At 66.7% G+C, this 21,675-nt stretch carries 24 protein-coding genes and 1 tRNA gene; 11 read left to right on the forward strand and 14 right to left on the reverse strand.

All coding sequences use genetic code 11. The features are described 5' to 3' along the window. A partial coding sequence (locus tag AC1DO7_RS27020) for a TIGR03862 family flavoprotein (RefSeq protein WP_477116762.1) occupies positions 1-769 on the forward strand: 769 nt, incomplete at its 5' end. A 30-nt stretch (positions 770-799) separates the two neighbouring features. On the opposite strand, the gene AC1DO7_RS27025 is transcribed toward AC1DO7_RS27020, so the two are convergent. Continuing rightward, complete coding sequence (locus tag AC1DO7_RS27025) at positions 800-2,416, reverse strand: NAD(P)/FAD-dependent oxidoreductase (RefSeq protein WP_441612411.1); 1,617 nt, start codon at positions 2,414-2,416, stop codon at positions 800-802. Between the two features lie 222 nt (positions 2,417-2,638). Between AC1DO7_RS27025 and AC1DO7_RS27030 the strand changes: the two genes are divergently transcribed. After that, positions 2,639-2,944, forward strand: a complete 306-nt coding sequence (locus AC1DO7_RS27030) for a single-stranded DNA-binding protein (protein ID WP_441612412.1) — start codon at positions 2,639-2,641, stop codon at positions 2,942-2,944. A gap of 21 nt (positions 2,945-2,965) precedes the next feature. Here AC1DO7_RS27030 and AC1DO7_RS27035 read toward each other — a convergent pair whose 3' ends face one another. Together AC1DO7_RS27035 and AC1DO7_RS27040 are read right to left on the reverse strand one after the other, a co-directional pair. Further along, positions 2,966-3,940: a threo-3-hydroxy-L-aspartate ammonia-lyase gene (locus AC1DO7_RS27035; protein WP_441612413.1), complete on the reverse strand. Its 975-nt coding sequence runs from the start codon at positions 3,938-3,940 to the stop codon at positions 2,966-2,968. Continuing rightward, entirely contained in the window at positions 3,937-4,368 is a 432-nt protein-coding gene (locus AC1DO7_RS27040; RefSeq protein WP_441612414.1) for a hypothetical protein, read from the reverse strand. The genes AC1DO7_RS27035 and AC1DO7_RS27040 overlap by 4 nt, the downstream gene beginning before the upstream one ends. A 175-nt stretch (positions 4,369-4,543) precedes the next feature. Here AC1DO7_RS27040 and AC1DO7_RS27045 point away from each other — a divergent pair, with 175 nt between their 5' ends. From AC1DO7_RS27045 to AC1DO7_RS27055, 3 genes are all read left to right on the forward strand, one after another. Then, positions 4,544-6,031, forward strand: coding sequence for an aminotransferase-like domain-containing protein (locus AC1DO7_RS27045; protein WP_441612415.1), 1,488 nt, complete (start codon positions 4,544-4,546; stop codon positions 6,029-6,031). 168 nt (positions 6,032-6,199) lie between these two features. After that, positions 6,200-6,613 (forward strand): hypothetical protein, encoded by a 414-nt coding sequence (locus AC1DO7_RS27050; protein ID WP_441612416.1) that lies wholly within the window; start codon positions 6,200-6,202, stop codon positions 6,611-6,613. Positions 6,614-6,828: 215 nt separating this feature from the next. After that, on the forward strand, positions 6,829-8,307 hold the full coding sequence (locus AC1DO7_RS27055) for a sensor domain-containing diguanylate cyclase (protein ID WP_441612417.1): 1,479 nt from the start codon (positions 6,829-6,831) through the stop codon (positions 8,305-8,307). A 127-nt stretch (positions 8,308-8,434) separates the two neighbouring features. Here AC1DO7_RS27055 and lpxO read toward each other — a convergent pair whose 3' ends face one another. Both lpxO and AC1DO7_RS27065 read right to left on the reverse strand, forming a co-directional pair. Continuing rightward, a complete protein-coding gene (gene lpxO / locus AC1DO7_RS27060) occupies positions 8,435-9,337 on the reverse strand; it encodes a lipid A hydroxylase LpxO (RefSeq protein WP_441612418.1) in 903 nt (300 codons plus the stop codon). After that, positions 9,334-9,594, reverse strand: a complete 261-nt coding sequence (locus AC1DO7_RS27065) for a hypothetical protein (protein WP_477116763.1) — start codon at positions 9,592-9,594, stop codon at positions 9,334-9,336. The genes lpxO and AC1DO7_RS27065 overlap by 4 nt, the downstream gene beginning before the upstream one ends. A gap of 202 nt (positions 9,595-9,796) precedes the next feature. Here AC1DO7_RS27065 and AC1DO7_RS27070 point away from each other — a divergent pair, with 202 nt between their 5' ends. Next, positions 9,797-10,096 (forward strand): hypothetical protein, encoded by a 300-nt coding sequence (locus tag AC1DO7_RS27070; protein WP_441612420.1) that lies wholly within the window; start codon positions 9,797-9,799, stop codon positions 10,094-10,096. Positions 10,097-10,251: 155 nt separating this feature from the next. Here AC1DO7_RS27070 and AC1DO7_RS27075 read toward each other — a convergent pair whose 3' ends face one another. After that, entirely contained in the window at positions 10,252-10,935 is a 684-nt protein-coding gene (locus tag AC1DO7_RS27075) for a Fe2+-dependent dioxygenase (protein ID WP_441612421.1), read from the reverse strand. Positions 10,936-11,195: 260 nt separating this feature from the next. On the opposite strand from AC1DO7_RS27075, the gene AC1DO7_RS27080 reads away from it, so the two are divergent. Both AC1DO7_RS27080 and AC1DO7_RS27085 read left to right on the forward strand, forming a co-directional pair. After that, on the forward strand, positions 11,196-11,483 hold the full coding sequence (locus tag AC1DO7_RS27080) for a hypothetical protein (protein WP_441612422.1): 288 nt from the start codon (positions 11,196-11,198) through the stop codon (positions 11,481-11,483). Positions 11,484-11,597: 114 nt separating this feature from the next. Beyond that, a complete protein-coding gene (locus AC1DO7_RS27085) occupies positions 11,598-12,005 on the forward strand; it encodes a hypothetical protein (protein WP_441612424.1) in 408 nt (135 codons plus the stop codon). A gap of 57 nt (positions 12,006-12,062) precedes the next feature. Here the strand turns inward: AC1DO7_RS27085 and AC1DO7_RS27090 are convergent, their stop codons facing one another. The 4 genes from AC1DO7_RS27090 to AC1DO7_RS27105 form a co-directional block, all read right to left on the reverse strand. Next, entirely contained in the window at positions 12,063-12,305 is a 243-nt protein-coding gene (locus AC1DO7_RS27090) for a hypothetical protein (RefSeq protein ID WP_441612425.1), read from the reverse strand. 234 nt (positions 12,306-12,539) lie between these two features. Next, positions 12,540-12,821, reverse strand: coding sequence for a hypothetical protein (locus tag AC1DO7_RS27095; protein ID WP_441612426.1), 282 nt, complete (start codon positions 12,819-12,821; stop codon positions 12,540-12,542). Between the two features lie 100 nt (positions 12,822-12,921). Beyond that, positions 12,922-13,671, reverse strand: coding sequence for a DUF1266 domain-containing protein (locus AC1DO7_RS27100; protein ID WP_441612427.1), 750 nt, complete (start codon positions 13,669-13,671; stop codon positions 12,922-12,924). 428 nt (positions 13,672-14,099) lie between these two features. Beyond that, positions 14,100-14,176 (reverse strand) — tRNA-Arg (locus AC1DO7_RS27105). A gap of 123 nt (positions 14,177-14,299) precedes the next feature. On the opposite strand from AC1DO7_RS27105, the gene greB reads away from it, so the two are divergent. Further along, entirely contained in the window at positions 14,300-14,881 is a 582-nt protein-coding gene (greB, locus tag AC1DO7_RS27110) for a transcription elongation factor GreB (RefSeq protein ID WP_441612428.1), read from the forward strand. Between the two features lie 18 nt (positions 14,882-14,899). Here the strand turns inward: greB and AC1DO7_RS27115 are convergent, their stop codons facing one another. The 4 genes from AC1DO7_RS27115 to AC1DO7_RS27130 form a co-directional block, all read right to left on the reverse strand. Beyond that, positions 14,900-17,317, reverse strand: a complete 2,418-nt coding sequence (locus AC1DO7_RS27115) for a RelA/SpoT family protein (RefSeq protein WP_477116764.1) — start codon at positions 17,315-17,317, stop codon at positions 14,900-14,902. A gap of 266 nt (positions 17,318-17,583) precedes the next feature. After that, complete coding sequence (gene rpoZ / locus AC1DO7_RS27120; protein ID WP_006578656.1) at positions 17,584-17,787, reverse strand: DNA-directed RNA polymerase subunit omega; 204 nt, start codon at positions 17,785-17,787, stop codon at positions 17,584-17,586. An 82-nt stretch (positions 17,788-17,869) separates the two neighbouring features. Beyond that, the gene (gene gmk, locus AC1DO7_RS27125) at positions 17,870-18,523 is read right to left on the reverse strand and encodes a guanylate kinase (protein WP_441612430.1); all 654 of its coding nucleotides are present in this window, start codon (positions 18,521-18,523) and stop codon (positions 17,870-17,872) included. A 5-nt stretch (positions 18,524-18,528) separates the two neighbouring features. Continuing rightward, on the reverse strand, positions 18,529-19,470 hold the full coding sequence (locus tag AC1DO7_RS27130) for a YicC/YloC family endoribonuclease (protein ID WP_441612431.1): 942 nt from the start codon (positions 19,468-19,470) through the stop codon (positions 18,529-18,531). A gap of 178 nt (positions 19,471-19,648) precedes the next feature. Here AC1DO7_RS27130 and AC1DO7_RS27135 point away from each other — a divergent pair, with 178 nt between their 5' ends. After that, entirely contained in the window at positions 19,649-20,704 is a 1,056-nt protein-coding gene (locus AC1DO7_RS27135) for a serine/threonine protein kinase (protein WP_441612432.1), read from the forward strand. A 54-nt stretch (positions 20,705-20,758) separates the two neighbouring features. Beyond that, complete coding sequence (locus AC1DO7_RS27140) at positions 20,759-21,673, forward strand: PP2C family protein-serine/threonine phosphatase (RefSeq protein WP_441612433.1); 915 nt, start codon at positions 20,759-20,761, stop codon at positions 21,671-21,673. Positions 21,674-21,675 lie beyond the last annotated feature (2 nt).

Genomic DNA, 21,675 nt, shown 5'->3' on the forward strand with positions numbered 1-21,675 from the left:
GGCGGATGCGGTGGTGCTGGCGCTGGGCGGCGGCAGCTGGGCGCGGCTGGGCTCGGACGGCGCCTGGGTGTCGCTGCTGGCGGCGCGCGGCGTCGAGGTGGCGCCCTTGCGCCCCGCCAACTGCGGCTTCGACGTGGCCTGGAGCGAGCACTTCGGCTCACGTTTTGCGGGGCAGYCGGTCAAGGCCGTGGCGATCGGCCTGCAGGACCGCGACGGCAACCAGCACTATCGCCAGGGCGAGTTCGTCATCACCGCGGGCGGCATCGAAGGCAGCCTGGTCTATGCGCTGAGCGCGCCGATGCGCGACCTGCTGGACAGCACCGGCGAGGCCGTGATTCATCTCGACCTCGCCCCGGGCCTGAGCGCGGAGCGCGTGGCCGAGGCGGTGCAGCGCCCGCGCGGCGCGCGCTCGCTGTCCAGCCACCTGCAGAGCAAGCTGGGCATTACCGGCGTCAAGGCCGGGCTGCTGCGTGAATGCCTGTCGAAGGAAGATTTCGCCGATCCCGCGCGGCTGGCCGCCGCGATCAAGGCGCTGCCGCTGCGCCTGCTGCGCGCCCGCCCTATCGACGAAGTCATCAGCAGCGCAGGCGGCATCACGTTCGAGGCGCTGGACGCCCGGCTGATGCTGCGCGCCATGCCGGGCGTGTTCTGCGCCGGCGAGATGCTGGACTGGGAAGCGCCCACCGGCGGCTACCTGCTCACCGCCTGCTTCGCCAGCGGGCGCGCGGCCGGGCTGGGCGCCGCTGCCTGGCTGGAACGCGCTGCCTGAAGCAGCGCTTCGCTCAGGGCAGCGCTTTGCTCACACGCCCTTGACGATGCTCAGCGCGACGGCCTCCGCCACCTCGATGCCGTCGATGGCCGCCGAATAGATGCCGCCAGCGTAGCCGGCGCCTTCGCCGGCCGGGTACAGGCCTTCCACGTTCATGCTCTGGTAGTTGTCCTTGCGGCGGATGCGCAGCGGCGATGAAGTGCGCGTTTCCACGCCGGTCAGCACCGCGTCGTGCATGGCAAAGCCGGCGATTTTCTTGTCGAGCTCCGGCAAGGCCTCGCGGATGGCCTCGGTCACGTACGACGGCAGCACGTCGGAGAGATCCGTCGGCGTGACGCCCGGCTTGTACGACGGCTCCACCGAGCCCATCGCGGTGGACGGCCGGCGCGCGATGAAGTCGCCCACCAGCTGTGCCGGCGCATTGTAGTTGCGCCCCCCCAGCTCGAAGGCGCGCTCTTCCCAGTGGCGCTGGAAATCGATGCCCGCCAGCGGGCCGCCAGGAAAGTCCTCGGGTGTGATGCCGACCACGATGCCGGCATTGGCGTTGCGCTCGGCGCGGTAATACTGGCTCATGCCGTTGGTCACCACGCGGCCCGGCTCGGACGCGGCGGCCACCACCGTACCGCCCGGGCACATGCAGAAGCTGTAGACGGCACGGCCATTGCTGGCGTGGTGCACCACCTTGTAGTCGGCGGCACCGAGCAGCTTGTTGCCGGCGAACTTGCCGAAGCGGCTGCGGTTGATCAGGCCCTGCGGGTGCTCGATGCGGAAACCCAGCGAGAACGGCTTGGCTTCCATGAACACGCCGCGCGCATGCAGCATCTGGAAGGTGTCGCGCGCGCTGTGGCCCACGGCCAGCACCACGTGGTCGGCTTCGAGGTATTCACCGTCGTGCAGCTTGAGGCCGCGCAGCTTGCCATTGTCGATGTCGACGTCTTCGACGCGCGTACCGAAGCGGATCTCGCCGCCCAGCGCGAAGATCTCCGCGCGCATCTTCTCCACCATGCTGACCAGGCGGAAGGTACCGATGTGCGGGCGCGCGAGATAGAGGATGTCTTCCGGTGCGCCAGCCTTGACGAACTCCTCCAGCACCTTGCGGCCGTAGTGCTTCGGGTCCTTGATCTGGCTGTACAGCTTGCCGTCGGAAAAGGTGCCGGCCCCGCCTTCGCCGAACTGCACGTTCGATTCGGGATTCAGCACGCTCTTGCGCCACAGGCCGAAGGTGTCCTTGGTGCGCTCGCGCACTTCCTTGCCGCGCTCGAGGATGATCGGACGGAAGCCCATCTGCGCCAGGATCAGCCCGGCGAGCAGCCCGCACGGGCCCATGCCGATCACCACCGGACGCAGCGTCGTGCCTTGCGCCGGCGCCTTCGCCACGAAGCGGTAGGCCATGTCCGGCGTCACGCTCCAGTTGGGCTTGCCTGCCATGCGCCCGATCGCCGCGGCTTCGTCTTTGACCGCGATATCGATGATGTAGGTGAGCTTGATGTCGGAGCGCTTGCGGGCGTCGTGCGCGCGGCGGAACACGGTGAACCCGGTCAGGCCATCGGCCGTGACACCGATCTCGGCCAGGCGCGCGCGCACCACGGCATCGAGATCGCTCTCGGCATGGTCGAGCGGGAGTTTGACTTCACTTAGACGTAGCATGGGAACCTGGAATTCTGCGGCCGGTAGGTCCGCCCCGCATGGGACGCGAACTGCACTCTGGGTGAGCGTCGGGCTGGCCGGACCGCAATTTTATAGTTTTTCGGGCCAGGCCCTGCAATCTCTGCCCCGCGGCGGCGAAATTGTGAGATCTTCCGCACCCCGGCACACCCGCGCGCATGCCTTCGCGCCCTTGCCTTTCACAGCAACCCATCAAGGAACACCATGATCGATGGACTAGTCAGCGGCCGCCTCCATGGCCACGCCAGCGAACGCACCGGCCAGGGCGGCAGCCTGTTCGTCACCGCCAGGCTCAAGGCCACGCTCGGCGACGGCGACACCGTGATCGTCAACGTGATCGCGTTCGCCGACAAGGTGCGCGCCGCGCTGCTGGCGCTGGAAGACGGCGAATCGGTGGCGCTCGCGGGCAGCCTCACGCCCAAGGTCTGGACCGACAAGAACGGCGACACGCGCCCCGCGCTGGACATGGTGGCGCACGGCCTGCTGAGCGCCCGCGACGCCCAGCCCTGAGCGCCGCAGGCGTGCCGAGCGCTATGACTGCGCCGGCTGCAGCAGCGTCGCGAAGCGGGCCAGGTCCACATTGCCGCCCGAGATCACGATGCCCACGCGCTTGCCGCTGACATCGAGCCGCCTGGCGAATACCGCCGCGGCCGCCAGGCAGCCGGTCGGCTCCACCACCATCTTCATGCGCCCGGCGAAGAACGCCATGGCCTCGACCAGCTCGGCGTCGCTGACCGTGACGACATCGTCGACCAGGCTGCGCAGCACCGGGAAGGTCAGGTTGCCGAGGTGCTGGGTCTGGGCGCCGTCGGCCAGCGTGTCCGGCGTGTCGATATGCACGATCTTGCCGCTGCGCAGGCTGCGCTGGGCATCGTTGCCGGCTTCGGGCTCGACGCCGATCACCTGGCAGCCCGGGTTCAGCGCGCGCGCGGCCACCGCGCAGCCGGACAGGAGCCCGCCACCGCCGAGCGGGGTGATCAGCACGTCCAGCGGGCCGGCCTGCTCGAACAGTTCCTTGGCGGCGGTGCCCTGCCCGGCCATCACGTGCGGATGGTCGTATGGCGGGATCAGGGTCAGGCCCTGTTCTTCCGCCAGGCGGCGGCCGATGGCTTCGCGATCCTCGGTATAGCGGTCGTACAGCACCACCTCGCCGCCATAGCCGCGCGTGGCGGCGATCTTGATGGCCGGCGCATCCTGCGGCATCACGATGACCGCGCGCACCCCGAACAGCCGGGCGGACATGGCGATGGCCTGCGCGTGGTTGCCCGAGGAGAACGCGATCACGCCCGCCTTGCGCTGCGCTGGCGTGAACTGCGCGATGGCGTTGTAGCCGCCGCGGAACTTGAAGGCGCCCATGCGCTGGAAGTTTTCGCACTTGAAGAACAGCTGGGCACCGCTCTGCGCGTCGGCAAAGGCGGACGTCATGACCGGCGTGCGGTGGGCTACGCCCTCCAGCCGCCGGTGGGCCTCGACCACGTCGTCATAGGAAATTGCAAGTTCGCTCATTTTTGTTGCTCTCCGTGAATGCATTGCGGTGCGGCGGGGGATGCGGCGGCCCGGAATCGCGCAGCGAGGCCCAGCCAGCGAGCCCGCCACGGCTGCGCGGCGGGCCGGTACAGCCTCAGCGTGGCGGCGCGCCTGGCCAGCACTTCCACCCAGCCTGCCGGCAACGTGACCGAACTGCCGGCCGCCAGGCGCTGCGGCTGCCGCCATATCGTGTCGGCGAGCCAGCGCGGCGGCCCGGACAATTCGAGCTCGCCCTCCATCAGGTACAGCGTGGTGCCGGCTTTGGCATAAAACCGCAGCATACGGCTGGTCTCGAGATCGAGCAGCTGGGCCTCCGGCGCGCCAGCGGGCGCCATGACGCGCGCAGGCGTCACGGCAGGGATGACAGGTTCGGCGGATTCGGTCGGGTCTGAACGATAGCCTTGCATGATGCGGCTCCGTGCTGTGATGGCAAGGCTCCAGACTATCGGGCCGCCCCCSGGCAAAACAGGCACACGGATGCACGAGGTGAACCGTAACAGAACACCGAAAAATCATCTGTTACGATACAGAACACCTACATCTGTATCTGTTGCGCAGGCCGCCGCCGCGCCACCATGCCGCATGGACTCCGCCCCGCTCTACCGTCAGCTTGCGCAGCACTATCGCCATGCCATCGAAACCGGCACGCTGAAGCCGGGCGACCGCGTGCCGTCCGTGCGCACCCTGATGGAACTGCATGGCGTGAGCCTGTCCACCGCGTTGCAGGCTTGCCGGCAAATGGAAAGCGACGGGCTGCTGGAGGCCAGGCCGCGCTCGGGCTATTTCGTGCGGCACGCGCCGCCCGCGCGCCACCAGCCGCTGGCCCCGATCGCGGAGCCAGCCGCCACGCTGCCGGACCCGGCGCAGTATGTCGGCATCCATGAGCGCATTTCTGCCATCACCGCCCGTGGGCGACAGCACTCCGTGGCGGTGAACTTCGCCGGCGCCTGCGGCGCGCCCTCGCTCTACCCGGCGCAGGCGCTGCGCGATGCGGCGGCACGCGCGCTGCGGCGCCACCCGCTGCTGTTCGGCAGTGCCGCCGATGCCGACGGACACCCCGCCTTTCGCGCGGTGCTGGCGCGGCACGCGCTGTTGTCGCGCATCACGGTGGCGCCCGAGGACATCCTCGTCACGCACGGCTGCACCGAGGCCCTCAACCTGGCGCTGCGCGCAGTGGCGCAGCCCGGCGACGTGATCGCCGTGGAATCGCCGACCTACTATGGCCTGCTTCAGATCCTCGAAAGCCTGGGCATGCGTGCGCTGGAGATTCCCAGCAGCCCGCAGACCGGCATCTCGCTCGAAGCGCTGGAACTGGCGGCGCAGACCTACGACAACATCCGCGCCGTGGTCGTGGTGCCGAACCTGCAGAACCCGCTGGGYTGCATCATGCCGGACAGCAACAAGGCGCAGCTGGTGGCCTGGTGCGAACAGCGCGCCATTGCGCTGATCGAGGACGACTGCTTCTCCGCACTGGCTGACACGGAGGCGCCGCTGGCGGCGCTGAAGGCCTGGGACCGCAGCGGCGGCGTGATCCACTGCGCGTCGCTGCACAAGATCCTCGCCCCCGGCATGCGGCTTGGCTGGATCGCCGCGGGCCGCTGGCAGGCCCGCGTGGAAATGCTCAAGTACAGCCAGTCGCGCCCCAACGAGTTGCTGGCGCAGATGGCGCTGGCGGACTATATGGGCTCGGGCGCCTTCGAGCGCCACCTGCGGCGCCTGCGCGAGCAACTGCGCAGCCAGCGCGCGCAGGTGGCGCAGGCGATCGCCGCCGAATTCCCCGCCGGCACGCGTGCCTCGAATCCAAACGGCGGCCTGCACCTGTGGGTGGAGCTGCCCGGGCCGGTGTCCTCCGAGGCCGTGTTCGACGAGGCCCTGGAAGCCGGCATCCGCGTGGTGCCGGGGGTCATGTTCTCCAACTCCAATCGCTTCGACCATTTCCTGCGCCTGAACTGCGGCATGCCGTTCTCGCCGGAGATCGAACGCGCGCTGCGCACGCTGGCTGCCGTGGCCGCACGGGTGGCCGGCAAGCCGCAGCGGACCGGACGCGGCGAGGCGCGCGCAAGGGGCTAGGCACCGCCCGGCCACGGCCCGGCGCTTGCCAGGGGCAGCCTCCGTCGCCTGGCCCGCCGTTCACGCCACCGATTCCGCCATTCATCGCAGCGTGCTGGGCGCGGGCGGAGGCAGCCGGCAAACTGGCGAGCCTTGCCGAAGGTGGCAAGACGCCTACCAGGAGAAAAGATGGCACTCCCTTCCCTCCCCCACGCTGCAGACTCGATCGGCTCGGCCCTGCGCCTGTGCACCGCGCGCCGTGCCGACCAGGCACACCGCAAGGCGCGCGCCGAAGCGAGGCCGGCCAGGCCCGGCCCGGACACCGGCGACGATGGCGCCGCGCGCACGGAACATGACCATGCGCAAAGCAAGGCGTTCGCGGTCGCCGCTAACATGGCCGCTGTTCCCGAGCAGACCATGCGCGACATGACTTCCATCCAAGCCCCGGCCCGCGGCAAGCTCGACGAGCTGCGCCAGCTGGCTTCGCACCTGACTGCCGGCTCGCTGCTGCAGGCAGCCACGCTGCAACTGATCGCCGAACAGGAAAACGCGCCGCAGCGCTTTGCGCCGGCCCGCATTGCCGAACTCTCGCGCCAGGCCTGAGTCGCCGCGAGGCGGCGTTGAAGTGGCCGCGAAGTGGCCGCGAACGCGACACGGAAGGCCCCCGGCTGCGCGTAGGCTTTTACGCCACACACCTCCCCATTTTTCTCCCCGCTGCCCTATGCTATCGGCGGTGCGCGCATGGCAGCGGTCCGGCAAAGGCCCGGACGACCGGGTCAGCCGGCCCGGCGCGCCAACGGGAAAGGGAGAAAAACACATTGACGGCCACCAGCGACGCGTCGCGCATCGACGACGAATACAAGACCCTGTTCCGGCTCGCGCCGGTTTCGCTGTGGCTCGAAGACTTCAGCGCGGTGCGCGAGTACTTCCAGGTCCTGCGGGCACGGGGCATCACTGACTTGCGCAGCTACCTGCGCCAGCATCCGCGGGAGGTCGCGCGGTGCTCGGCGCTGATCCGCGTCTTGGACGTCAACAAGCGCACGCTGGACCTGTTCCGCGCCTCCGACCTGGCCGACCTGGTCAGCAATCTCGACACCGTCTTCCGCGACGACATGTTCGACCAGCATGTCGAGGAGCTTGGCCAGCTATGGGACGGCGGGCTGCATTTTTCCAGCCAGACCGTCAACTACACGCTCGAAGGCAAGCGGCTGGACATCCGCCTTGAGGCGACCGTCATGCCCGGCCACGAAGACACCTGGGCGCGCGTACTGCTGTCCATCGAGGACATCACGGTGCGTGTGTCCACCGAGCGCGAACTGCGCCGCAGCGAGCAGTACGCGCTTGGCTTGTTCGAACATTCGCCGGTCTCGCTGTGGGTGGAGGACTTCAGCGCCGTCAAGCTGCTGCTGGACGAAGTGCGCGGCGCGGGCATCACGGATTTCCGCACATTCCTCAACGTGCATCCCGATTTCATCTCGCGCTGCATGCAGGAAATCCGCGTGCTCGACGTCAACCAGCAGACGCTCCTGATGTTCAGCGCCTCGTCCAAGGCAGAGCTGCTGTCGCGCCTGGGCGATGTGTTCCGCGACAATATGCGCATCCAGTTCGCCGAGCAGCTGATCGACCTGTGGAACGAAAGGCTGTGGCAGCAGCGCGAGGTCGTCAACTACGCGCTGGATGGCCGGCCGGTCGACGTGTTCATGCAGTGGTCGGTCTTTCCGGGCCACGAGGCGGACTGGGACCAGGTGCTGGTCTCCCTGACCGACATCACCGCGCGCAAGAAGGCCGAGGCCTACGTGGAATTCCTCGGCAAGCACGATGTGCTCACCAAGCTCTACAACCGCGCCTACTACGAGGATGAGCTGGCGCGCCTGGGCCGCAAGGGGCCGTGGCCGGTCAGCGTGATCGCGCTGGACCTGAACGGGCTCAAGCAGGTCAACGACCAGCTTGGCCATGGCGACGGCGACGCGCTGCTGCGCCGTACCGGCGAGGCGCTGAAGAAGGCCGTGGGCGACCAGGTCTGCGTGGCGCGCGTCGGCGGCGACGAATTCATGGTGCTGCTGCCGGGACGCGACGAGCGCGGCGTGGCCACCGTGATGGAACAGATCCACCAGGTGGTGGAGCTCAACAACCAGTTCTATCCCGGCACCGCGCTGAGCCTGTCGATCGGCACCGCCACCTGCCATATCGGCGAGCGGCTGAGCGACGCGATCAAGCTTGCCGACGCGCGCATGTACCAGGCCAAGCGCGCCTACTACGAGGCGCTGGACGACGAGCGCGAGCGCCGGCGCCGCTGAGACAGCGAGGGCGCGGCGCAGGCGCGCGGACGACAGGAGACAGAAGGCAGAAGGGCCGGCGAATGCCGGCCCTTCTGCCTGGGAGACGAGGCGCGGCGCTCGCCGCGCCGGCCTCGCCGATGCTTCCTCAGAGATACACGATCAGCGCCACGCCGGCGGCAATCAGGCCGAACTTGACCACGTAGTACGCCTGGCGGTTCCAGGCCTTGAAGCGGCGGCGATACTGCCCGCCCACCCAGACGATGCGGAACAGCCGGTTGATCATGCCGGTCTGGTCGCTTTCTTCGTTGGGCGAGCTCGCGGCGGTCATGACCTTGCGACCCATCCAGCGATTGACCTTGCCGGCCCAGCCGAAACGCATCGGGCGCTCGATGTCGCAGAACAGGATCAGCCGGTTGCTGTCGCTCTTGTTCTCCGCCCAGTGCAGGTAGGTCTCGTCGAACACCACGCCCTGGCCGTCGCGCCAGCTATGGCGCTCGCCGTCGACCTCGATGAAGCAGCGGTCGTCGTTGGGCGTGGCCAGGCCGAGGTGATAGCGCAGCGAACCGGCGAACGGATCGCGGTGCGGGTTGAGCTTGCCGCCGGGCGGCAGCTCGGCGAACATCGCCGCCTTCACGCTGGGCAGGCCGCGCAGGAGTTCCACCGTCCGCGGGCACAAGACCTCGGCGGACGGGTGGCGCGCCTCATACCATTTCAGGTAGAAACGCTTCCAGCCGTATTTGAAGAACGAGTTGAAGCCCGCGTCGTCGTTCTTCTCGGCAGCCTTGATCTTGCGCATCGCGGCCAGCGCCAGCCCTTCGTCGCGGATCTGCGGCCAGGCGGCGCGGATCTTCTCGAGCTCGGGGAACCGGTCGACGGGAATATACGGCGTGCGCGGCACGCCGGAGAAGATGTACATGAAGCAGTTGACCGGCGCCACCAGCGCCGAATGATCCAGCAGCTGGCGCCAGATGCGCAACCTCACCTTGCCGCGGAAATGCACGTAAAGGACCGCGCCCAGATACGCCGCGACGATTATCCACTTGATCACCCGGGCAGGCCCTGCAGCGTCAGCAGCCGCGCATTGAGCACCATGTTCTCCAGCACCAGCTTGGCGGTGGACGCCCACATGGTGGCGAGGAGGTCGTCCGCACGCATGCCCGCGGACTCCATCGCGCTCGAGCGCTGCGCCACCAGGCGGCACACCAGGCCGCGCAGCGTGGCATCGTCGAAGGGCAGGTCGGCGTAATCGATCGGGTCCTCTTTCTCGACTTCGACCATCAGTTGCATCAGCATCTCTTCGGTCATCGGCAAGCTCCTGGAAACGGCCGGCGGACATGACAGTCCTGATGACGACGCTAATCCGCGCGCATCGGCTTGTCAATGCGGCGCACGACCGGCACGTAGTCCGATGACTCAGGGAAAGCGATAGACAAGTCCCATCGCCTGGCGCTGAACAAAGCGGGTAAGCTCCTGTCTCACTAATTCCACTAACCAAACACTAGCGTCCATGACCAAGCGTTTGTTGTCAGCCATGCGCCAGTATGCGTGGTTCGGCGGTGTCAAACACCACGTAGTCCAAGGCGTCGAAGCACTGGCCACCTTGCTCAAGTCTCCCGCAGTCGCGGCCCGCGCAGTGGCCGCAATCGTTGCCGAAACCGAACAGGGCGTGCAGGTGTGGGTGTCCTACTTCGGCAAGCCGATGGATCCGCATACCACCTACGTCTTCTGGCCCACCCGCGCCCTCAAACCCGCGCGACGGCGTGTTGCCATGGTGCCGTTGCCCCCGCAGCGGCGCGATCGAGAATAGCCGCTCACCATCACCGCTTTCCATCACTGCAGCGCCCTGGCCGGCAACCGGCCCGAAGCGTAGCGGCGGGCGCCGGCCTCGAAAGATCCGGTACCCGCCCCGCATCTCCCTCCCCGCTGCCATCCCTCCCGCTGCCCCATTTTCCGCCTCCCGGCTCAGGCATCGGCCCAGCGGCGCAGCAGGTTGTGATAGACCCCGGTCAGTCCCACCACGGCGGGTTCCCTATGGCTCAGCGCCCGCGCCACGCGCTGGATCTGCGTGTCCAACTCGAACAGCACCGAGCGCTGGCCATCGTCGCGCACCATGCTCTGGATCCAGAAGAATGAGGACACGCGCGCTCCGCGCGTGACCGGACTCACGTGGTGCAGGCTGGTGGCGGGATACAGCACCATATGGCCGGCCGGCAGCTTCACGCGCTGCTGGCCGTAGGTATCCTCCACCACCAGCTCGCCGCCGTCGTAGTCCTCGGGTGCCGTCAGGAACAGCGTCGCGGAGAGGTCGCTGCGAATGCGGAAACTGGTGCCGCGCAGATGGCGGATGGCATTGTCGACATGGTTGTCGAACCCATGCCCGCCCTCGTAGCGATTGAACAGCGGCGGATAGACCTTGAGCGGCAGGGCGGCGGAGAAAAACAGCGCATTGGCGCCCAGCGCGTCCTGGATCAGGTCGCCGACCTGGCGCGCCACCGGCGAGCCCTCGGGCAATTGCAGATTGCGCTTGGCCAGCGCCGACTGGTGCCCGGAGGTGGCGTTGCCGTCGGTCCACTGCGCAGCGTCCATCAGTTCGCGGCATTGGGCCACCTGGGCCGGCGTCAGCACATCGGGGATCTGCAGCATCATGATTTCGGGTACCTCGGCAAGACAGTGGGCAAGGTTGGGGATTGGCCGTGACGGGCGAGCGCCGATTGTATGAGAAAGCACCCCGCCACTCAAATAGGAATCATTTCCATTTAATGCATACTTGATCTGGAGCAAGATGGGCCACGCAAGCAGGCCACGGTGATGGATGCGGCTCTTCCTGTAGGCCTCGCTCCGACAGCCGGGTCTCCGCCCGGCCACTACAATGAAGCTCACCCGGCCATCATGTGAAGGAGACGGAAATGCCCGAACCGGTACACGACGAAGCGTTGGTCAACCTCTACCTCGAGCAGATTTCCGCCCTGTCGATCAGCGCCTTCGACGGCGCCGACATCGCCAAGGAACTCGGACAACTCGTGCAGGAAGCCGCCCGCCAGTGCGCGGCGAGCAAGACGGCACCCGCTGGCAACAACCTGAGTGTGCTGGTCGAGCGCCTCGATGCGCGCGCCGAGGCCGCGCAGCGCGAGGACCAGCCGCAGGTGCGCGATACGTTCGCGCGTGCCGCCGAACTCGCCAGGATGCCAGCCTGAAGCCGGCACAGCGTCCTTGCCCGGCGCCGCGGCGCTGAACCTCCCGGGCCATGGCGGCCTCTAATCGCTATCGCCCGGTGTCCGCCGGGCAGCCAATGCTGAAGTGAACGCACCATGCGCCGCGCCCTGCTCCGCCTGCTACTGGCTTTCCCGCTGTTATCGCTGGGCGCCTGCGCAACCTACGACAACGGCTACGGCTATTCCCCATACAGCCCCTACGACCCCTACGGCTTCTACCAGCCCGGCGTCGCGTATCCGCCGGTCGGCTATGGGTATGGGTATGGCTACGACTATGACTATCCGCTGCCGTTCTACGGCGGTTTCTACGGCGGTGCCGTCGTCTACAGCTACCACTCTCATGGCTACCGCGGACCCGGCCACGGCTGGTATCACTATCGTGGTGGCTACCCCTATCACGGCATGGGACATGGCTACTATCACGGCGGCGGTAGCTGGAGCGGAGGCTCGGGACGCGTTGGCGGCCCTGGCGGGCGCAGCGGAGGCGGACGGGGGCGGCGCTGAGATTGCCGGTCTGGAGCCTGCGCGCAAGGCCGCGCGCAGGAGATCGACGCAATTCGGCTAGGCCTTGCCGCGCGGCGTGCGTGCGCTGGCGGCCAGACCTCCCAGCAATTCCTGGAGATAGCGATTGACCTGGTCCAGCGCTTCGAGCTTGGCACCGAAGGTCTGGAGCGGGAACGGATTATGGCGCTTCGCCACCACCGCGCCGTCCAGCGTGCGGATGACCTCGACCAGGATTGCCCATTTCGCCTTGGGCAGCGACTGGACTTCGTAGATGATCTTGTAGCCGTTGAACTCCGGCATGATGGCACCTCCGTGCTGCTGCACGCGGAACAGGCCACGTGCTTCAGCTTCAGAGTAGGGCGCCCCACAATGCGCCATCATGATCGCGATCAAACGCAGAAGAAGAATGCATATCACGACGTGATATGCGATGTTGTGCAATTTGCAATAACACTGGGAAGTGTGCCCCGAGGCACGCCAAGCCGCCTGGAGAGGCTCCGCGCGACCTCGGCCAGGCTTGAAGCAATGCGTGCGCTACCCCTCCGCGCGCCCCACGAGCTTGTCGACTATCTGGTAGCCCGCGGCAAAAGCGGCCTCCTCGGCCGCGCGCCGGCTTGCGAAGGGCACGCCGTCGCCCGACGAACGCTCGGTGTCGCCCGCATCGGACGGATCCGCACCCTCCTGGGCCACCCTCACCTCGTAGCGCCATTCGCCCAGACCGCCGACGGAGGCGACGCCGTCGGTCCGTTGCTGGGACACCAGGACATAGACATCCATGCCGCGATAGGCTTCGACGCGCCAGTCCGAATTGCTCATGAAATCCTCCCCGGTTGCCTGTCGTCGGGCACCGCGCACAAGCGCCGCGCCTCCGCTCCAGCCTAGCCCGCGCGTCGCGGGCAAGCAAGGCGGCGTAGGCCTACATCGCGATACGGCCGGGGTAAGGCGTGGCGCGCCAGGGGCTGGCGGGATCGTCGATGCAGGCTCTCGCAAACGACATATGGTGCGTGAGCCCGCCATCGGGGCCGCCCCACATCGCACGCCCGAGCAGATAGCTATGCATGACATGCTCCCACGACGCGAACTGCGCGAACACTTGTGCCGCCGCGCGCTCGATCACAGCCCAGGCCTGCACTTCGCTCTGCATCCCGCAGTCATAGGCCATGCGCGCGACATGGACGGCGCGGCTCATGTCCCATGCCAGCACGCCGCGAGCGAGGTCCTCACCCGAGGCGACGAAGCCATCCGCGCGCAGCCCCGGCAGCGCTCGCTCCAGATTGTCGATGCACCGCGCCAGGCGCACGGGATCGAAGAACTGGTCAAGCAGCACGATCTCCCGCTCGCGCGCCGCGCGCGGCGCGGTGAACAGGATCCGGCAAACCTGTGGATACAACGCGCGATGCCCCTCCTCCAGCAACCAGGCCAGCGTGCCCCGCGCTTCGCCGGGCGTATGGATATGCCAGCCATCGGCAAGCGCATGGGCCTGCGCGCGCGGCTCGGCACCTGTGCCGAGCCCGCGCACGTCGCCATCGAAGCGTCCGTCGTGGAGCAGGCCAAGCAGCAAGCCGCACGCACGCTCGCCGTGAGCCTGCATCGGGCCGCCCCCGGCAATGCCGCCGCGCGGCTTGCCCCTGCCAGCCGGGCGGCAAGCCGGCGCAGGCAGTGGCACACACGAAATGCGGCTACGTGGCGGGCGCCGGGCGGCGCCCGCCAGCATGGCAAACAGCAAGGCAAGAACGAACCAGGGCAAAGGTCGCATCGAGGAAGCTCCCAAGGGATGCGTTCGGAGAATGCGATCGCCCTGCACGAACTGCCGGAAGCAAGGCTGCGCGGAAGCGATCGAGAGACAAGCGCGCATCGGTTGCGCGCCGGATCAGAGATTAGCGATCCGCAATCCCCCTCGCGATGCGAAGACTCTGAATCGCTTGCGCGAGCGCGCGCATTGCCGGAAGCGAGGCCGACGTAGAATGGGCGGAACCGGGGAGGGGATCGGGGAGTTCGGGCGGGACAAGCAGATCCGGAAACGGAGCCCGGAAATGCAGAAAATGGAGCCAGAAATGAAAAAGGGCTTCCATTTCTGGAAGCCCTTTTAATAGGTGGTGCGGCTGGCAGGATTCGAACCCACGACCCCTTGGTTCGTAGCCAAGTACTCTATCCAACTGAGCTACAGCCGCACTCGAGAAGGAAATTATATCGTACTTTCAGAGTTTGTGAACCCCCTTTGTGCTTTTTTTCGCTTTTTCTGACAGCGCACCCGGACTTTCTATAATGAGAGCCCTCTCGAAGTGATTCACACCATGAACAAGGCATTTGTCAAAGAGTCGTCCGACGACGAGGACGACGACCTCCCCGAAGGCGCAACCCCGCTGCCGCCGGGCAGCAAGAACTACATCTCGGCGCAAGGCTACCAGCGCCTGCGCGACGAGCTGATGCACCTGATCGATGCGGCACGCCCCGAGGTGGTCCAGATCGTGTCGTGGGCGGCGTCCAACGGCGACCGCTCGGAGAATGGCGACTACCACTACGGGAAGAAGCGCCTGCGCGAGATCGATCGCCGCATCCGCTTCCTGACCCGGCGCCTGGACAAGGCCGAGGTGGTGGACGCCTCCCTGCAGGGCGACAACGACCAGATCTTCTTCGGCGCCACGGTGACCTACGCCAACCAGGCGGGCGAGGAAACCACCATCACCATCGTCGGCATGGACGAGGTGGACCTCGACAGCAACCACGTGAGCTGGATCTCCCCGATCGCGCGCGCGCTGATCAAGGCGCGCGAGGGCGACACCGTCCCCTTGCGCACGCCCGGCGGAGTCGAGCAGATCGATATCCTGGAAGTCCGCTACCCGGCGCGGGCCGCTGCGCAACCGGACAAGGCGTGAACCCCGGCCGCAGGCACGTCAGCTGTCGTTGCGGTCGCGGAAGATGCGGATCACGTCGGGATTGCGCCTGAGCGCCCGCATGACGTTCGCGAGGTGCAGGCGATTCTGCACCTGGATGATGAACTGCATATAGGTGGCTTCCTGGTGGCCGCCCTCCTGCTGCTCCATCGCGACGTGCGCCACGTTGGCGTCGGCCGAGGTCAGGTCCGCCGCCACGCGGGCGACGATGCCCTTGACGTTGCGCACCATCACCTTGATCGAGACATCGAAGGCACGCGTGGTCTTGCGCGCCCACATCACGTCGATCCAGTGCTCGGGATCCTTGCTGTGCAGGCGCTTGGCCACCTTGCAGTCCTGCACGTGGATCTGCAGGCCTTCACCCTTGCCCAGGTAGCCGACGATGGAGTCGCCGGGAATCGGGCGGCAGCATGCCGAGAAGATCATCGACATGCCTTCGTCGCCGGTGATCGGCACCGCCGGCGCTTCGTCGCCGGCGAAGGTCTGCACCGCGGCGAGCAAGGCGCTGTCGACATCGCCGGACAGTTCCTGCAACAGGATTTCCATGCGCTTGGCCACCACGGCGGGCACGCGCCGCCCCAGCGCCAGGTCGGCGAAGATGTCCTCGCGGTGCTTGTTGCCGGTCCATTGCACCATGCGGTCCCATACCGATTGCGGTAGCGCCTTCAGTTCGATGCCGAGCTGGCGCGCGGACTGCTCCAGCAGGCGCTCGCCGAGCTGGATGGCTTCGTCGAGCCGCGTGGTCTTGAGATAGTGGCGGATTGCCGCGCGCGCCTTGCCGGTGCGCACGAACGCCAGCCACGCCGGGTTGGGCTTGGAGTACGGCGCCGTCACCACCTCGACGATGTCGCCGCTCTTGAGCTCGGTGCGCAGCGGCAGCAGCTCGTTGTTGATCTTGACCGCGACGCACTGGTTGCCCAGGTCGCTGTGCACGGCATAGGCGAAATCAAGCGCGGTGGCGCCGCGCGGCAGCGCGCGGATATGCCCCTTGGGCGTGAACACGTAGACCGCGTCGGGGAACAGATCGATCTTGACGTGCTCGAGGAATTCCTGCGAATCCCCGGTCTGGCTCTGGATATCGAGCAGCGACTGCAGCCACTGGTGGGCCTGCTGCTGGATGTCGTTGGCCTGGTCGGCCTGGTGCTTGTACATCCAGTGCGCGGCCACGCCGGCTTCCGCGATCTGGTGCATGTCGCGCGTGCGGATCTGGAACTCCACCGGCGTGCCGAACGGACCCACCAGCGTGGTGTGCAGCGACTGGTAGCCGTTGATCTTGGGGATGGCGATATAGTCCTTGAACTTGCCCGGCATGGGCTTGTACAAGCCATGCAGCGCGCCCATCGCCATATAGCAATGCATCTGCGTTTCCACCACCACGCGGAAACCATAGACATCCAGCACCTGCGAAAACGACAACTGCTTGTCGTGCATCTTGCGGTAGATGCTGTACAGGGTCTTTTCGCGCCCGGACAGTTCGGCCACGATGCCCGCGTCGCCCAGCGCTTTCTGCRCCGTCTCCAGGATGCGCCTGACCACCTCGCGCCGGTTGCCGCGCGCGGCCTTGACCGCTTTTTCGAGCGTGGCGTAGCGGAACGGCGAGCCGACCTTGAAGGACAGTTCCTGCAGTTCGCGGTAGGTGGTGTTGAGACCGAGCCGGTGCGCGATCGGCGCGTAGATCTCCATGGTCTCGAGCGCGATCCGGCGCCGCTTTTCGGGCGGCACGAAATCGAGCGTGCGCATATTGTGGGTGCGGTCRGCCAGCTTGACCAGGATCACCCGCACGTCGCGCGCCATGGCCAGCAGCATCTTGCGGAAGCTTTCCGCCTGCGCCTGCTCGCGGCTCTGGAATTCGAGCTTGTCCAGCTTGGTCAGGCCATCGACCAGTTCCGACACCTTCGGGCCGAATTTCTCGGCCAGCTCGCTCTTCGTGATGCCCTGGTCTTCCATCACGTCGTGCAACAGCGCCGCCATGATGGACTGGACATCGAGCTTCCAGTCCGCGCACAGCTCGGCCACCGCCACCGGATGCGTGATGTAGGGCTCGCCGCTCTGCCGGTATTGCCCCAGGTGGGCCTCGTCGGAGAACTGGAAGGCCTCGCGCACGATGGCCTGGTCGACCGGCTTGAGGTAGGCGAGCTTTTCCATCAGCCGGGTGATCGAGATCACCTGCTGGCGCGGCGGCACCGCGGGCTGCGAGGTAGGACCGAAGAAGTGGCGGTAGGACTGCGCCAGCACTGCGTCGATGAACAACGCGTCGCCCGACGCGGCTGCGACAGGCGCCTCGTTCAGCTCGCCTTCGGCCGCGGCGTGCGCGGCCCTGCCCTTGCCCGAGCCCATTGCGGGCGCGACACCACGCTCGCCAACGACATTGTCGCCGAGCGGATCAGGAAGATTGGGAGCGCCTGTGCGTGCGGTCACGTTCGGCTGACCGCTCCCGGCACGCTTGCGCGGAACGGGCGGCATTGCGTCGCCGCCCGCATCACCAGGCCCTTCTCCGTGCGAGCGCGCCGGCGCGGCCGTGGGGCTCGCCGTTGCGGCAGGAGGAGAAGGCTGGGATGAAGACATAAGGGCGGCCTCTGAAATCTGGCTGTGCAATCGTGTTCGCGGACAGGTACGTTAGCAGATGCAGCAAGTGCTGAATGCAAAGGTACGCATTGCGAAGACTGGCCACGGCCGCCCGAAGATCAGGTAGGTACCTTCTTGAGCATCTCGATGCCGACCTGGCCCGAGGCGATCTCGCGCAGCGCCACCACGGTGGGCTTGTCCTTGGCCTCGACCTTGGGTGTGTGACCCTGCACCAGCTGACGGGCCCGGTAGGTCGCCGCGAGCGCGAGCTCGAAACGGTTCGGGATGTGTTTCAGACAATCTTCGACGGTAATACGCGCCATATCAAATCCACCTTGGGACAAAACCTATGCGATGCCGGCTATTTTACAGCACGCGGCAAAAAACGTTCCCGCGCGCTCCGGCTCAATGAATTCCGAGCTCGATGAACAGCTCGGTGTGGCGTGCCTTCTGCGATGAAAACCGCAGACGGGTTGCACGGATCACGCAGCGCAGCTGCTCCAGTGCCTGCTCGAAAACCTCGTTGATGATGACGTAGTCCGACTCGGAGGCGTGCGCCATCTCGCTGCCCGCGGCAAGCAGCCGCCGCACGATCACCTTGGGCTCGTCCTGGCCGCGCTTGTTCAGGCGCTCCTCGAGCGCTGACAGCGACGGCGGCAGGATGAAGATCTCCATGGCGTTGGAGAAGCGCTGGTGCACCTGCTGCGCGCCCTGCCAGTCGATTTCCAGCAGCACGTCGTTGCCCTGGGCCATCTGCTGCTCGATCCAGACGCGCGAGGTGGCGTAGTAGTTGCCATGCACCTCGGCCCACTCGAGGAACTCCCCGCGGTCACGCGCCGCGCGGAAGGCATCCACCGTGGTGAAGTGATATTCGCGGCCATCCTGCTCGCCGGGACGCGGCGCGCGGGTGGTGTGGGAAATCGACAGGCGGATGGCCGAATCCTGCGCCAGCAGCGCGTTGACCAGCGTGGACTTGCCTGCGCCGGAAGGTGCCACCACCATGAACAGGTTGCCGGGATAGGCGGTATCGATGGCGACGTGGGGCATGGTTTCACTCATGATGGTTATTCGAGGTTCTGAATCTGTTCGCGCATCTGCTCGATCAGCAGCTTGAGCTCCATGGAGGCATCGGCCAGTTCCTTGGCGGCGGCCTTGGAMCCSAGCGTGTTGGCCTCGCGGTTGAGCTCCTGCATCATGAAATCGAGCCGCTTGCCGACCTGGCCGCCCTTCTTGAGGATATGGCGGGTTTCGTTCAGGTGGGCCTGCAGGCGCGAGAGCTCCTCGGCGATGTCGATGCGGATGCCGTAGACCGTGGCTTCCTGGCGGATGCGCTCGCCGATCTCGTCGCGGCTCATCGAGGTCATGCCGTTCGGCGCGACCAGGTTGAACGCTTCCTGCAGACGCTCCGTCAGCTTCTCCTGGTGTTGCGCGATCAGTTGCGGAATAGCGGGCGTGAGCCGCTCGACGATGGCGAGCATGGTGTCGATGCGTTCTTCCAGCGTGGCCTTGAGCGCGTCGCCCTCGCGCCGGCGCGCTTCCAGCAACTGGGCCAGCGCGTCCCTGGCGGCCCCGGTCACGGCTTCGCGCAGCGCATCCTGCGACAGCTCGGGCTCGACCAGGACGCCAGGCCAGCGCAGGATCTCGCCCATGCGCAGCGTGCCGGCCTGGGTGAAGGTGGCCGCCACCGTCGCCTCCATTGCACGGATCTGCGTCAGCAGCGCGTCGTTGAGCGCCAGCGTGGCGCCGCCCGTTCCGGCCTCGGCACGCTGCAGGTTGATACGGCACTCCAGCTTGCCGCGCGACAGCTTGCCCATGAGCATTTCGCGCAGGGCCGGCTCGAAGGCGCGGCATTCTTCGGGGGCCCGGAAGAACAGGTCGAGGAATCGCGAGTTGACAGTACGGAATTCGACCGAAACGGAAGCCGTCCTGCCGGTCGGCGCGCCGTGCGCGTCGGTCAGCGGCGCCTGGCGCGTCGCCAGGCCGTAGCCTGTCATGCTGTGGATCATTGAATAGTCTCGCGAAATGGCCGGCTGGCCGCATGGGTTCTGGCGGCACGGGGAGCCTGCTGCCCCGCTCTTGCGCCGTTCGAACGCCGGAAAGAGGGCCAAAAATGGCCGCAATTGTGTTCTTTACAAGTCATCGATTAGTCAGGACAATCCGGAGGCAATCAAGGTCCCGAATCCTATGACAGAGTCCAAGGGCGCAATACCTCCGAAGAGCGCACCGCTGCCCATTGGCACGCTGCTGTCCAACTATCGTATTGTAAAGAAGTTGGCCAGCGGGGGGTTCAGTTTCGTGTACCTCGCCACTGACGAGACCGGCTCGCCCGTCGCCATCAAGGAGTACCTGCCGTCGTCGCTGGCGCGCCGCAAGCCTGGCGAGCTGATCCCGGTGGTACCGGAAGAAAGCGCCGCGTCGTTCCGGCTCGGGCTCAAGTATTTCTTCGAGGAAGGCCGCTCGCTGGCGCGCATCTCGCACCCCAGCGTCGTGCGCGTGGTGAACTTCTTCCGCGAGAATTCCACCGTCTACATGGTGATGAATTACGAGCTGGGCAAGACGCTGCAGGAACACATCCTGCATGCGCGCCAGCAAGGCCGGGCCAAGGTCCTGCGCGAGCATTTCATCCGCAAGGTCTTCCACGCGCTGATGAGCGGCCTGCGCGAGGTCCATATCCACAAGCTGCTGCACCTCGACATCAAGCCCGGCAATATCTATCTGCGCGAGGACGAATCACCGATCCTGCTGGATTTCGGCGCCGCGCGGCAGATCCTGACCATGGAGGCGGCGCGCTTCCAGCCCATGTACACGCCCGGCTTCGCCGCGCCCGAACTCTACGGCAAGCACAGCGATCTTGGCCCCTGGACCGACATCTACAGCCTCGGCGCCACGCTTTACGCCTGCATGGCCGGCATGCCGCCGCAGGAGGCGAACCAGCGCGAGAAGGATGACCGCATGGCCGAATCGCTCACGCGCCTGCGCACCAGCTACACCGACGGCCTGGTCGACCTGGTCGAATGGTGCCTGCGGCTGACCCCGTCCGAGCGGCCGCAGAGCGTGTTCCGGCTGCAGAAGGAATTGCGCGAGCAGACCAACGCGCTGGGCGAGCAGGCCGCCGCCAGCGCGCCAGCCCCCACCACGGCCGAACGCCCCATCGCCAGCCGCTTCCTGACGCTGCTGCGCAAGCGCGACGAACCTGCCGCCGGCGTCCCCGCCGGAGAAATCGGCGCAGGCGGCGAATAAATCACAACCAGGGCGCCCAGTGCCGCCCTCGAGAAACCGACCCCAACAGCCAACATGCGATTCTCCGTCTACCAGGAAAGCAGAAAAGGCGGCCGCCGCATCAACCAGGACCGCATGGGGTATTGCTTCACGCGCGATGCCCTGCTGATGGTGCTGGCCGACGGCCTCGGCGGCCATGCGCTCGGCGAGGTCGCCGCGCAGCAGGCACTGCAGACCCTGGCCCGCCAGTTCCAGGCGCAGGCCCGGCCGTCGATCCGCAACCCTGCCGATTTCCTGCAGGACACCATCATGCTGGCCCACCGGGAAATCCATCGCTATGCGGAGGCCAACGGCCTGGCCGACGTGCCGCGCACGACGGTAGTCTGCTGCCTGGTGCAGAACGGCCAGATCCATTGGGCGCACGCCGGCGACTCCCGGCTGTACCTGGTGCGCAAGGGCAGCCTGCTGACCCGCACGCGTGACCACTCCAAGATCGAGAACCTGCTGCAGCAGGAGCGCGTCTTGCCGATGCAGGTGGCCAACCACCCCGAACGCAACAAGCTCTACAACTGCCTGGGCTCCCCCAACCTGCCGCTGATCGACATCGGCGGACCGCTGCGCCTGGAGCCCGGCGATGTCGCCCTGCTGTGCTCGGACGGCCTGTGGGGCAGCATCGAAGAGCAATTGCTGGTCGACAAGGTGACCCACCTGTCGGTGGTGCACGCCATCCCCGACCTGATCGAGCAGGCCCTGGAGAATGCCGGCGAAGGCGCGGACAACACCACCGCCATCGCCATGATGTGGGAACTGGACGCGCATCTCTCCAACGAAGAGGCGGTAGCGACCGAAACCCTGCCGCTCAACACCTTCACCACCTCCATCCTCGAGAACAACGGCGGCGACACCGACCTGCTGTCGGAGGAGGAAATCGAGCGCTCCATCGCCGAGATCCGCGCCGCGATCGACAAGACCACCAACTTCATGCGCTGAGC

It is taken from the genome of Cupriavidus sp. 05N40 (genome assembly GCF_056397305.1).